We start from the raw sequence: 12427 nt of genomic DNA on the forward strand, positions 1-12427 counted from the left end.
TCGCTGTCCAGCCGGTTCGATGGCGCCAGGTAGTCGAAGTCCCGCAGCGCCACATTGTTCGACCTGATGCGCCGCGTGCGCTGCAAGCGCTGCACGCCTTCCCGGCCCCGGATCGCGCGCGACTCCTCGGCGTCCGGCAGGTAGGCGAGCGTGCCCTGCGGCACCGGCAGATCCTCGAAGCGCTGCGTGTCCGACATCACCACCACGTGAGACTCCTGGCCGTGTTCCACCCAGAAATAGATCCCCTCGCTCTCCAGCAGCCGCTTCACGAAGTTCAGGTCCGTCTCCTGGAACTGCACGCAGTAGTCGCGCGCCGCGTAGCTGCCCTCCAGCTCGAACCGGTAGCCGCTGCGCTGATGGCCGTCGAACACCTGGGCGACGATCTGCGGCACGCTCAGGTTCTGGAAAATCCGGCTGTTGCGGTTCTCCGCCAGAAACGACAGCCAGCTCGCCAGCTCCAGCGTGTACGTGTACTGCCCGCTCATCTGTCCGGTGTCGGCGCCGCCGAACACGAACGCGCTGAACGTGCGCACCGCGCCGTCATCCAGATCGATGTCCACCGACAGCGCCGAGCCCAGCAGCGCATCGAAATCCAGATCGGCGTCCCGGCTCAGCAGCTCCAGCCGATACGACGGCTCGCGCGACAGCGTCTCGTGCGCCACGAAGCTCAATGCCACCGCGTCCGGGTCCGGCAGCGAACCGCGCAATTCGATCAGGCGCATGACGGTTCTCGCGTTGTGCCGGCATCCGCCGAATGGATGTCGTCCGGCCGCCCAGCGGCCTGCTGCGCGTCGAGGGTCGGCGCGTCGGTTGCACTCAATTCCCACGCGTCCTCGTCGAACACGAGCGCCAGCTTGTCGCGCGCGGAGAGACGCACCGTCTTCAGCGCGCGTCCTTCCGCTCGCGCGGCGAGTACGCCGCGCGCGACGGCAGGCGTCACGTGCTGACGCAGCAGATCGCGCACCGCGCGACCATTCGCCGGATGCCGCGACAGCGCGCGGGCAATCCACGCGGCGACCTCGTCGTCGACGCGCCATTGCAGGTCGTTGTCCGCGAGGCGCTCGCCGAGCTCGTCGAGCGCCTGGGTCGCGATGCCGGTCAACGCGTCGACATCGAGCGGGCGGAACGCGACGAGCTGAATCCGCGCGAGCAGCGCCGGCGAGAAACGCCCTTGCAGCCGCTCGCCGACGAGCTTGTCGAGCTGCGCCTGCGAGCTCAGAGGATCGGTCTTGCACGCCGCTTCGATTTCGACGTCGCCAAGATTGCTCGTCAGCAGGATCAGGCAATGACGGAAGCTGATCCGGCGGCCCTCGCCGTCCTCCATCCAGCCCTGATCGAAGACCTGGTAGAACACTTCGTGGATGTCCGGATGCGCGCGGTCGAATTCATCGAGAAGCAGCACGCTGTACGGCTTCTTGCGCACCGCCTCGGTCAGGCGGCCACCCTTGCCGTAGCCGACGTAGCCGGGCGGCGCACCCTTCAGCGTCGACACCGTGTGCGCCTCCTGGAATTCGTTCATGTTGAACTGGATCAGATTGCGCTCGCCGCCGAAGAGGATCTCGGCGAGCTTTGCCGCGGCCTGACTCTTGCCGGTGCCGGTCGGGCCGGCGAGCAGCATCACGCCGAGCGGCCGGCGCGGATCGTTGAGCCCCGAATGCGACACCTGCAGCGCCTGCGCGATCGAGCGCATCGCGCCTACCTGCCCGTGGATCGCCGCATTCAGCGCACGCTCCAACTCGACGACGCGCTGCGCGTCGTCCTGCCCGAGCTGCGCCACGGGCACGCCCGTCCACTCGGCGAGCACTTCCGCCACGACGTGTTCGTCGACCCACGGACGCACCCAGCGATTTGCACCCATGCGCGCGGCGAGCGCGGCGCTGTCGTTGTCGTCGTTGTCGTCGTCGTTGTTGTCGCAGCCTCCATCGCCGTCGGCCGGCGCGGGGACTTCGTCGTTCAGATTCGCAAGCCATCCGCGCACCTCGTCCCGCTGCGCCGCGACGACCGTTTCGAGCGTCGCCGCCTGCTCGGCAAGGCTCGCCTTGCGCTCTGCGAGTTCGGCCTCGTCGCCCGGCGTGCGCACGCCCAGCCGGCGATCGCTGGCGCGCCAGTCGAGCGCCTGCCCCACCGCGAGCGCTTCGTGCCGCAGCCGTTCGAGCTCGGCGGGCGCACAGCTCTGGCTCATCGCGACGCGCGCGCACGCGGTGTCGAGCAGGCTGATCGCCTTGTCCGGCAACTGCCGCGCCGGCAGATAGCGCCGCGACAGTTCGACCGCGCCGCGCAGCGCCGAATCGACGATGCGTACCCGGTGATGCCGCGCGAAGCGCGGCGCGATCGTGCGCAGCATGTCCACGGCTGCGTCGTCGCCGGGCTCGTCAACGGGCACCGCCTGGAAGCGCCGCACCAGCGCCGCGTCCGGCTCGATGTACTGCTTGTATTCCGACCAGGTGGTCGCGGCGACCATCCGCAGTTGACCGCGCGCGAGCATCGGCTTGATCAGGTTCGCCGCGTCGCCGGTGCCAGCCGCGCCGCCCGCGCCGATCAGCGTGTGCGTCTCGTCGCAGAACAGAATGATCGGGTCTGGCGCGGCGATCACCGCATCGATCAGCGACTTGAGCCGTTGCTCGAATTCGCCGCGCACGCCCGCGCCGGCCTGCATCCGCGCAAGGTCGAGCGTCCACACCTGCGCGCCGATCAGTCCGGGTGGCACCGCGCCCGCATCGATCCGTTGCGCCAGCGCCTCGACCACGGCAGTCTTGCCGACGCCCGCCTCACCAACGAGAATCGGATTGTTCTGGCGCCGGCGCGACAGGATGTCGATCACCGTGCGCAGCTCGTCGTCGCGGCCGACGACCGGATCGAGCTCGCCGCGCGCGGCCTGCCCGGTCAGACACGTCGCCCACTTCGCGAGCGCGTCGAGCGTGGACCCCGCTTCGGCTTCGCCGAGCCCGTCACCGCCGCCCGCGGCGGCAGGCGCGTCGCCCGCTTCCGGCCATCCCGCCGCCAGTGCCTCGTAGCGCGTGACCACTTCGTCGAGCGCAACCGATGCAATGGCGTTCGGCGCGCGCTGCTGCAGCCAGCGGCGCGTCAGATCGTCATCGAGCCACGCGAGCAACAGGTGCCCGGAGCGAACCTTGCCCGCACTCGCCGCGATCTGACTCCACACGACGGCCGGCCCGACGCTGCGCTCCAGCGCGCCCGAGATGTCACGCAGCGAATCGCCACCGATGTCGAAACCGTCGAGCGCCTTCTCCATCCGGCGCTTGACTTCACCGACATCGGAGCCGAACTGCTCGAAGAGCCGCGCAACATCGCTCTGCTCGCGCTGCAACAGACACAGCGCCCAGTGATCGAGGTCGACGAAGGTGTGCCGGCACGATCGGCCAAGCGCCGTGGCGTCGACGAGGGCCGCATAGGTGGTGCGGCCGAGGCAGTTGAATATGCGTTCGCGATTCACGTCTAGTCCCGAAAAGATTCATAGACAGTCAGGGTGCGCAGCGCGCAATCCGGCCGCGACCACGCGTCGACCCCGACACGCATGCGCCCGATGCGGCCTGCGAGTTCAGGTCGTGTCCGCACCTGAACCTTGATGACCGGATCGATGCGTCCGTCGACGAAATCCGTCACCACGGCGGACATCGCCAGAACGGCCGCCGCGCGGCGTTGCCACCGCTGAAATCCGTCCGCCTCGAGCGGCCCGATCACGATCTCGGCCGAGTACTGCACATCCCAGATCCGCGCGCCGAGCCGCCATCCGCCGAGCCGCCGCGCCTCGCTCGCCGCGGCTGCCACTGGAATCCAGCGGCCATGCCGCGGCACGACCCGCAGCGGCACACCGAAGTACGCGGCGAGCATCCGCTGCAGATCGGCGAGCGAGCGGCGCGGCGCGCAATACAGGCCGGGAAACGCTCGCCGGCACGCGAGCGCGTGGTCCGCGAACGGCTCGGCGTCGGCCGTCGAAGCCCGGCGCGCGTCGGCAAGCGCGGTCACGCGCTCGACGAACGGATGGCGTACGCGCTCGTAGCCGAGCACCGGATGCATCGACGACCACGCCGTGTAGTGCAGCCACGCGAGTTCGCCGCACGCGACGTTGATGAAGCGCTCGAACGCCGCGTTGCGCTCGAAGCGCTTTTCCTGCATCGCGTGCTCGGTCACGTGCAAAGGCAGCGGCCCATACGGCGCGAACAGCCCGAAGTGGCGTTGAATCACCGTGACCTGCGCACCGTCGCCGTCTTCGGCGAACTGCGGCAGTTCGGCATGCACGCGCTCGACCTCGGTGCCTGCGAAATGCATTGCCGCCGGCTGCTCGATGCGCAGCCACTTCGGCACGCGTCGCTTGCGGGTCGCACGCGTGCCGTGGCGGCGCTGCAGCGCCTCGACACGCCGCATCAATTCGAAGAACGTGCAGCGCGCGCTCAACGTCCTCGTCACGAGTTCGAGCGTCTTCATTGCAGTCTCCCGTCGCTCGAGGCCGTGTTGACGTGCGTGCTGACGGCTTCGCCGTCGAGACGCACGACGATCTCAACGCCGTCGTTAAGCGTTGCCGACTCCGCCAATGCCTGCGCGAGCAGCCGCCCGAACAGCCAGCCGCCGCGATCCGCGTGCAGCGCTTGCGCAATGTCGATTTCGACGTGTGTCGCACGCACCAGCGCGGTCGGCACCGTACGTCCGGCGGCGACGAAGCCCGAGCGCAGCTCGACCGAGCGCAGGCTATCGAGCCGCTGGCGGTCGAGCGTTCCGTGCGCATCGCTCGCGAGCAGCAGCAGCTCGACGATGCGCGCCGTCACGTCCTGCCGCTGCGGGGCGCGCAGCGCGAGCGGATTGCGGCCGATATGCGACACCGCCTCCCAGCAGGCTTCGATGCCCGGCCGCGCGCGCGGCGCGCTCGCGGGCCACAGGCACTCCACGCGTCTCACGGCGGCCGGATCGAGCAGCTGAAGCTGCGCATCGAGCAGCGCGCCCGGACGCCAGTCGCGATCCGCGACGAGCGAGCGGCCTGTGATCGTCGCGATATCGTCCGGCTCCAGCGCGTCGTCGGCCATCGAGATCGCGATGAGATCGTGGCTCGCGAGCGGATCGGGGCGATCAGGGCGCGCACCGCCGCCGGATAGCGTTTCCTCGCGTCGCATCCCGTAGCGGATCGCGCTTGCCTGCCCGTCGCAGCCGGCCGTCTCCAGCACCGAGCGCGCGCGGTGCGCGCGGCCGCTGCGCTCGCACACCGAGACCTCGCTCAGCGCCCACAGATGGTGCGCGGCGGGCCGCATCCGGTCGACCGGAATCCATTGCTCAGGCTGATTCGCGTCGTAAGGCACGGGATCGAACCGTTTGGGATACAGATTGATCGCCGGTGTCGCGAACAACCTGAACTGGCTCGCGTCGACGTCGCCGATCAGATCGCCGGGCGCGCCACGCAACGCAAAAAACAGTTCGAACGCGCGCGCTGTGGGCGCCTTGGCCGCGATTGCCGCCAACGCATCGATGTAGACACCGAGCAGATGGGTCGGCTGCGCGAAATACTCGCGCAGCAGACGCAGGCCCGGCAGTCCACCGAATGTTTCGGGCAACAACGCGTCCGCGGCGTCGACGCCGGATAGCCGGATGCCAGACATCGGCAGCGTCAGCACTTCGTCGCCGCGATTCGTGGATACCAGCGCGAACCACGCGGTGGTGTCCGCAAGTAGTGCGCGATGCAGCGCATAGGCGCGCGGCAAGTCGCCCGCGAGACTCAGATGCAGCGGCGCGAATTCCTCGCCTTCACGCGACAGATCGGCCACCGATGTGCCGCCCTCGAGCTCGAACCTGAAACGCAACACCGCCGCCGACGACGCAAGCCGCTGCGACAGCAACAACGGCACGCCGGCGATGCCGCGGCTGCATTCGACCGAGCCGAGACGCAGTGGCAGCAGCGTGACGCTGCGTGCCGTCGAGAACATCACGGGCTGCTTGCGCCCCGGCAAATACGCGGCAACGAGCGAGCCGCGCGGCAGCGTGTTGCCGCGAAACGCGTCAGGCGAGCTCGCGTCCGGATGAAACGCGAACGTCGAAATCGCGGGTGTCGACGCCGTATAGAGCGGGCAGATCCGTTCCAGCGCCTGCTGGGCGAACTCGGCGCATTCGCGATCGAGGCGCCTATGCACGCGCGCCGACAGATACGCGACGCCTTCGAGCAGCCGCTCGACGAACGGATCGGTGACGGCGTCCGGGTGCAGCCCGAGCGCCGACGCAACCTGCGGGTGCTCCCTCGCGAAACGGGAACCCGAGTCGCGCAACTGGCGTAGCTCGTCGTTGTAGTGGTCGAGGAAGTTCATGGCCGTGCGCTGTTCATTGCTGGTCCGCGAGGCTGAAATAGCCGCTCAGATAGTCGAGCGCCAGGCTCGCGTTGAGCGCCGCACCGTCGGCTCGCGCCTTCATCGACACGTCGAAGCAGATCGTCTGCGGCAGCCGCCGACGATTCTCCGTTCGGGCGCTGACCGTCGTGCTGCCGGGCGCGACGCGTGGCTCGAAGCGGCGGATCACCTCGCAGATGTGGGCGGCCACATGGGATGGATCGATCTTCGTCACACCCGCCTCCCGCATCGGCGGACAGCCGAAGTTCAGCACCGAGTGCGCGGCCGGACTGTCGTGCGCGACGGGCATTCGCGCGCCGCGGATCGCATGATTCATCAGGTCGACGAGATGGTCGGCAACGACCTCCTCGAGCGAATGACGACGAATCCGTCTGGACAGCCGGTTATAGAGTTGAAGATCGCTCACGTGCGTATTCCCCGAGTGTTGTGGCGCGAGGCCACAACACTGTCCAAGTAGCCAGAAACTGGAACCTGCCGCCCGATCAGATCGGCGCGTTCAGCTTCAGGTCGTATCCAGCCTTGATCACCGCGCCCATCGCGCCGTCGTTGCGCTGCTCGCGGTACTCGAACTCGATCCGGGCGAAGTTAATCCGGATCTCGTCTGTCGGCAGCACGCCGTCAATTTCGCCGCTGCCATGACCGAGCTGCGAAATCGGCATGTTGCCGAGCGTGCGGAACGACGACACCAGACCGCTGCCGAACGAGATGGTCAGGAAATCCTGCTGACCCTTGCCGGACTTGCGGCAAATCAGCTTCGCGCTCGAAATGTGCTCGCCCGTCGCGCACATCAGGAACAGCTTCGGCGAGGCCTTGTTCGACACCATGCGAAACTCGAAGTCCTTCATCTCGACCTTGCCGGCGCCGCCACCGCTGCCGAAACCCCAGCGACCCGAGTTCTCTTCCGCCCACTGCCAGCTCTGGATCTGGATCAGACCCGGGTATTGCTGATCGGTCGACTCGCCCTCGACACCATCGATCTGCAAGAAGTAATCAACCAACGCATTTGCCATGACACGAACTCCTTACTCATAACAGGACCACATCTAAAAGACCGCTATGGATTCCGTCGCGGAACGGGTCGACTCCAACCCACGACGCTTCGAGCCCCCTACTTCAGGCGGCGCCGCAACCGGCCCGGCAGTCACGGCTCAGGTCGCCGCCTCTTGCCTCGTCGACGGAAGCTTCGAAACCAATCGGAGAGAAACGGTCAAACCCTCCAGTTGAAAGTGAGGGCGCAGGAAAAACTGCGCGCGGTAGTAGCCGGGGTTTTCCGCGATCTCGTCGACGACGACCTCCGCGGCCGACAGTGGACGCTGCGACTTCGTGACTTCGCTCGATATGCTCGGATCGCCGTCCACGTAATTCATCAGCCAGTCGTTGAGCCAGCGCTGCGTGTCTTCGGCCGACTTGAACGAACCGATCTTGTCGCGCACGATGCACTTCAGGTAATGCGCGAAACGACAGGTCGCGAAGATATAAGGCAGACGCGACGACAGATTTGCGTTCGCCGTTGCATCGTCGTCCTCGTAAACCGCTGGACGATGCACGGTCTTCGCGCCGATGAACGCCGCGGTATCAGAGTTCTTGCGGTACACGAGCGGCATCAGGCCGGATTCGGACAACTCGTGCTCGCGCCGGTCCGAGATGGCGATTTCCGTCGGGCAGTGCAAGTCGACCTCGCGGTCCTGCGACGGCAGCATGAACTTCGGCAGCACCTCGACCGCCCCCCCCGACTCGACACCGCGAATTTTGGTGCACCAGCCGTAGGTCTTGAACGCGCGGGTAATGTTGACGCCCATCGCATAGGCCGAATTGGCCCAACAAAAATCTTCCGATCGCGTCGAATCGACTTTTTCCTCGAAGCCGAATTCTTCAACCGGCTGGGTCGCGGCGCCGTACGGAACGCGTGCCAGAAAGCGCGGCAGCGTGAGCGCCAGATAGCGTGAGTCGTTGCTTTCGCGCAGACGCCGCCACGATGCATATTCCGTCGACGTGAAGATCTTCGACACATCGCGCGGATTCGACAGCTCGCTCCAGTCGTCCATCTGCAGCAGGCCCGGCGCGGCGGCCGCGATAAATGGCGCATGCGCGGCCGCGGCGATCTTCGATATCTCGGTCAGGATCGACACGTCCTGCATGCTGTGATCGAACTGGTAGTCGCCGATCAGGCAGGCGAACGGCTCGCCGCCGAACTGGCCGTACTCCTGTTCGTAGATCATTTTGAAAATGGGACTTTGATCCCACACGACGCCTTTGAAGCGCCGCAACGTCTTGCCGAGATCCGCTTTCGAAACGTTGAGGTAGCGAATTTTCAGGTTCTCGCTCGTGTCGGTATTCGACACGAGATAGTGCAACCCGCGCCACGCGCCTTCGAGACTCTGAAAACGCTTGTTGTGCAGCACCAGCGTCAGTTGGCCGGAAATTTTTCTGTCCAGCTCGGCGACGAGTTGCTCGATGGTCTGCGCGACGTCTTCATGAATGACGACCTTGTTGCGTCGCGCATGCGTCAGCAAGGTGCCGACGGCATTCTGCACGGCCTCGGCGGCTTCATTGGTCCGCGGTCGGAACGAACGGTGCAGGATTTCCTTCAGATCGTCGTCGACGTTTTGCCGTTCGACGACCGCTTTCGCGGCCGAAGCGTCAAACTGCTGCATGGTCATTTCGTCTCCGCGTCCGTTTGTTGTCCAAGACTCTCGCCTTGATCGCCGGACCGCGCCTCAGTGCCGGGGACGTCCGTCCATTGCGGATTCGTCAGCAGTTCATGAATGAGATCTTCCGCCGCGGCCTTGCCGTCCATGTAGGTGAGCAGTTCCTTGAGCCGGTTGCGTGCCTCCAGCAGCGTCGACAGTTCGGGGATACGCTTGACTACCGCCGCGGGCTCGAATGACTCCATCGACGCGAACGTGAGGTCGATCGGGATCAGCGTGCCGTCGTTGGTCAGCACGTTCTTGACGTGGTAGCTCAGGGACGGCGCGATCTGCGCCATGCGCTCGTCGAAATTCTCAACGCCGATTTCCTGGAAGCGCCGATCCTCGACAGCGCCGAGCGGCTCGACGTTATCGCCGGACAGATCCGCCATCACGCCAGCGACGAACGGCAGCTCGACCTTCTTCTGCGATCCGTAAACCTCGACGTCGTATTCGATCTGTACGCGGGGCGCGCGACTTTCCCCGATGAATTTCTGTCCATCCTTTTGCCGTACCATGATGAGCAAGCCCTCTATACGAAGTTGTTCACGTTATTTGATGGAACTCTGCGGCCGGTTCAACTGGGCCACGAGCGAGGCCGCCTCGGGATAGAGCTCCGCCATTACCTCCTCGAAACCCGAGCCCAGCATTCTCTGAATCCGCGACAGGAAGATCGGCGCCGGATGACTCGGCTCATGCACGCGAAAGTATTCGACGATCCGCTCGAGCGCCGCGCCGACCTCCCGGCGCGTTTTCAGCGCACCACCGGGGCAGGCCGGCTCCGGCTGCGGCGCATCGGCCCGCGGCTGCGCGATCGATTCGTGTGCCGGGTTCGCCGCCGGTGCGCCCGTCTGCGCAAGACGCGACGCGGCAACGTCCAGCAAATCGAGCGCACGGGACACGTCGAGGTCCTGGCCGATCGCGACAGCCGATTTCATGACGTCAGACAGCGACTCGTGGATGTCCTGCACAAGAGCCATGGTTTTCGCGTCGTCACGATCCTCCGCGCTCGACGCAGTTCGTCCACTGACGAGGTCGTTGAGCGTCTCTTCGCGGTTCGCGAGCCGGGCACTACCCAGTTGATGCAGGAACTGCGGGCCGGCGATCCAGCCGAGATGAATCAGCAGCGCTTGCCCGTGTGACTCGCCGGCCAGCGCGCGCGGGTGCAATTCATCGACGGGCGCGCGCATCAGATCCGCCAGCAACCTGACGCCGTCGGCCAAACCGGCCAGGCCACGCCGCGCGATGCATGCGCGTAGATACCAGATCGCAACCCGCACGTCTTTCGCTTTTTCCAGCAGCGCCGCGCAAGCGGTTTCGACGGAAGCCCATTGAAATGCGCTTTCACCTTTACGCTGAGGCACCAGACCGACGGCGTCGTATTCGCAAATGGCGGCGTCGATTTTTATAAAATCCTCGTCGAAATCGAGCGAATCCGGAAAATACTCCGATACCAATTGATGCTGCGTCATATTGCGGCTGCCGTCCATGTGGTATTCGAGTCCGTGACATCAGGCGAGCGTCGGTCCAATGCATTCGCCTCATAGCGCATGGCACCGCGGGGAATATCGTTCGGGAAGAGTCTGGAATCGAATCGAGAAAATCGAATTCGATTCGACTCTCCATTTGGATTCATTCCATTTATCTCGCGCATGTCTCCGTTGAATATGCTCGTTAGATGAAAGCAATTTATCAACGCGAAAAACGCGAGTTGTGAAGAATTGAAAAATTAACGATATTTGGCATTGCGCCGGCCGCGTACGCGACGGCCGAACCTGGTGCGCGCGCCGCGCGCTACGCCTCGTCGTCGGTGCTGCCCGTCAGCGCGCGCCGCGCGGCCTCGCCCTGCCCGTGCGACGCCGAGTAAAACACGCGCGCCCTGCCGATCACGATTTTCAGCGTCGCGATGACGGGCACCGCGAGAAAAATCCCCGCGACGCCGCCCAGCTGATCGCCCGCGAGCAGTCCGACGATCACCAGAAACGGACTGACCTCGACGCCTTCGCTCATCAGATACGGATTGAGCACGTAGTCCTGGAACAGCCGGTACAGCCCGATAAAAATCACGAGCCACAACAGGTGCGGATAGCCGCTGAACACGGCGACCACGAGCGTGATCGCGACCGCGGCAAGCGGCCCCGCGAACGGCACGAATTCGAGCAGCCCGGCGCTGACCGCGAGCAGAAACGCGTACGGCACGCCGAGCAGCGAGAACACGACGCCGTAGCTAAACAGCGTGGCGAGCGACAGAAACAGCAGCGCGCGCACGTACTTCGACAGCAGCACGTTCAGATCGTCGACGATCTCGTTCCACAGCACGCGATGCCGGCTGTTCAGCAACGCCAGAAACGCGTCGCGCATCCGTTCGCCGTCCTTGATCAGCAGGAAGCTCAGGATCGGAATCAGCACCAGGTAGATCAGGTTGCTCGCCGCGTGGACGACGCCGAGCCCGAGGCTGCGCGCCAACGGCACGGCGTTGTCCGAGCCGGTCTCGATCTGGCTGCGCACGAAATCGACGATCCGCTCGCGCAGCGGTTCGAGAAAATGCGGAAGCGGAAAACGGTTCGGCACATCGGTGCGCAGCAGCGCGGGCAGTTGCGTGAAGAGGCGCGTCGCCTGATCCTGCAATTCCACGCCGAACAGTGAGCCAACCACCGCGAGCAGCGCGACCACGACGATGAACACGACCGCGATCGACACGACGCGCGGCATGCGGCGCGGCCTCACGCGTTCGACCAGCACCACCATCGGGTAGATCAGATAGCTGAAAAACACCGCGAACACGACGACGAGCACCGTCGTCGACGCGATATAGATGAGGAAAAATAGCAGCGCGAGCAGAGACGCGGTCCAGACTTTCCTGGCCGCGCCGACGTCGAATCCCAGCATGAAGCGTCCTCGAATGGGCGATGCGGCGCCGGCGCGACGAGTGCGCCGGCTGACTCTGGACCGTAACAGAAATTTACACGTTCCGTGTGTCGAACGCCGCGCCGCGAGGGCGCGACGCGGCGAGCACCGGCAGCGTGCGAGGCGCTACGCACGCGGTGCGTCATTGCACGGCTTGCGTGCCTGACCTGATGCGCCCGAAACCGGGGGCGGGATAAATGAAGCTGCGGGTACGTGAAGTTTCGGCTCGCTAACTCTTCACACGCTCTGGTACCTGTTCGGTTTCTTCGCCGATTCTCGCCTGTATCCTGCCGGCTATTTTTTCGGCCGCTCCTTCGGCCTGTTTCGCGCGATTGCCGGTGACCTTGCCAATCGCTTCCTTGACCGAGCCCTTGAGCTCCTTCGCTGTACCTTCTACACGATTCCTGTCCATGGTGCCTTCCTGCTAGGTTTGACTGTGGAGTTGCCTGCTGGTGTTGCAACGAAACAGCCAACGTACGGCGCGACGCG

The 12427-nt window shown here is 65.2% G+C and carries 11 protein-coding genes; all 11 read right to left on the bottom strand.

Translation table 11 applies throughout. The features are described from left to right. On the bottom strand, window positions 1-722 hold a 722-nt coding region (locus HDG34_RS31930), incomplete at its 3' end, for a type VI secretion system Vgr family protein (protein ID WP_184066064.1). Further along, window positions 713-3454 (bottom strand): type VI secretion system ATPase TssH, encoded by a 2742-nt coding sequence (gene tssH, locus HDG34_RS31935; protein WP_184066067.1) that lies wholly within the window; start codon window positions 3452-3454, stop codon window positions 713-715. The genes tssH and HDG34_RS31930, both read right to left, overlap by 10 nt. A 2-nt stretch (window positions 3455-3456) precedes the next feature. Further along, on the bottom strand, window positions 3457-4446 hold the full coding sequence (tssG, locus tag HDG34_RS31940) for a type VI secretion system baseplate subunit TssG (protein WP_184066070.1): 990 nt from the start codon (window positions 4444-4446) through the stop codon (window positions 3457-3459). Continuing rightward, window positions 4443-6305, bottom strand: a complete 1863-nt coding sequence (gene tssF, locus HDG34_RS31945; RefSeq protein ID WP_184066085.1) for a type VI secretion system baseplate subunit TssF — start codon at window positions 6303-6305, stop codon at window positions 4443-4445. Before tssF ends, tssG begins: the two co-directional genes overlap by 4 nt. A 13-nt stretch (window positions 6306-6318) precedes the next feature. Next, complete coding sequence (locus HDG34_RS31950) at window positions 6319-6750, bottom strand: GPW/gp25 family protein (RefSeq protein ID WP_184066087.1); 432 nt, start codon at window positions 6748-6750, stop codon at window positions 6319-6321. 76 nt (window positions 6751-6826) lie between these two features. After that, entirely contained in the window at window positions 6827-7354 is a 528-nt protein-coding gene (locus HDG34_RS31955; protein WP_184066090.1) for a type VI secretion system tube protein Hcp, read from the bottom strand. Window positions 7355-7492: 138 nt separating this feature from the next. Beyond that, window positions 7493-8998, bottom strand: coding sequence for a type VI secretion system contractile sheath large subunit (gene tssC / locus HDG34_RS31960; RefSeq protein ID WP_184066108.1), 1506 nt, complete (start codon window positions 8996-8998; stop codon window positions 7493-7495). Between the two features lie 2 nt (window positions 8999-9000). Then, window positions 9001-9549, bottom strand: a complete 549-nt coding sequence (gene tssB, locus HDG34_RS31965) for a type VI secretion system contractile sheath small subunit (protein WP_311734900.1) — start codon at window positions 9547-9549, stop codon at window positions 9001-9003. A gap of 33 nt (window positions 9550-9582) precedes the next feature. Further along, on the bottom strand, window positions 9583-10503 hold the full coding sequence (locus HDG34_RS31970) for an ImpA family type VI secretion system protein (RefSeq protein WP_184066387.1): 921 nt from the start codon (window positions 10501-10503) through the stop codon (window positions 9583-9585). Window positions 10504-10825: 322 nt separating this feature from the next. Further along, window positions 10826-11920, bottom strand: a complete 1095-nt coding sequence (locus tag HDG34_RS31975) for an AI-2E family transporter (protein WP_184066111.1) — start codon at window positions 11918-11920, stop codon at window positions 10826-10828. Window positions 11921-12167: 247 nt separating this feature from the next. After that, on the bottom strand, window positions 12168-12350 hold the full coding sequence (locus HDG34_RS31980; RefSeq protein ID WP_184066114.1) for a CsbD family protein: 183 nt from the start codon (window positions 12348-12350) through the stop codon (window positions 12168-12170). Window positions 12351-12427: the final 77 nt, after the last annotated feature.

Origin of the sequence: Paraburkholderia sp. HC6.4b, assembly GCF_014200875.1 — a bacterium.
Classification (GTDB): Bacteria; Pseudomonadota; Gammaproteobacteria; order Burkholderiales; family Burkholderiaceae; genus Paraburkholderia; species Paraburkholderia tuberum.

Coding starts and splice junctions, on each gene's coding strand:
- tssF (WP_184066085.1), bottom strand. CDS start 6,305: ATGAACTTCCTCGACCACTACAACGACGAGCTACGCCAGTTGCGCGAC.
- HDG34_RS31970 (WP_184066387.1), bottom strand. CDS start 10,503: ATGACGCAGCATCAATTGGTATCGGAGTATTTTCCGGATTCGCTCGAT.
- HDG34_RS31955 (WP_184066090.1), bottom strand. CDS start 7,354: ATGGCAAATGCGTTGGTTGATTACTTCTTGCAGATCGATGGTGTCGAG.
- HDG34_RS31980 (WP_184066114.1), bottom strand. CDS start 12,350: ATGGACAGGAATCGTGTAGAAGGTACAGCGAAGGAGCTCAAGGGCTCG.
- tssC (WP_184066108.1), bottom strand. CDS start 8,998: ATGCAGCAGTTTGACGCTTCGGCCGCGAAAGCGGTCGTCGAACGGCAA.
- HDG34_RS31975 (WP_184066111.1), bottom strand. CDS start 11,920: ATGCTGGGATTCGACGTCGGCGCGGCCAGGAAAGTCTGGACCGCGTCT.
- tssG (WP_184066070.1), bottom strand. CDS start 4,446: ATGAAGACGCTCGAACTCGTGACGAGGACGTTGAGCGCGCGCTGCACG.
- tssB (WP_311734900.1), bottom strand. CDS start 9,549: ATGGTACGGCAAAAGGATGGACAGAAATTCATCGGGGAAAGTCGCGCG.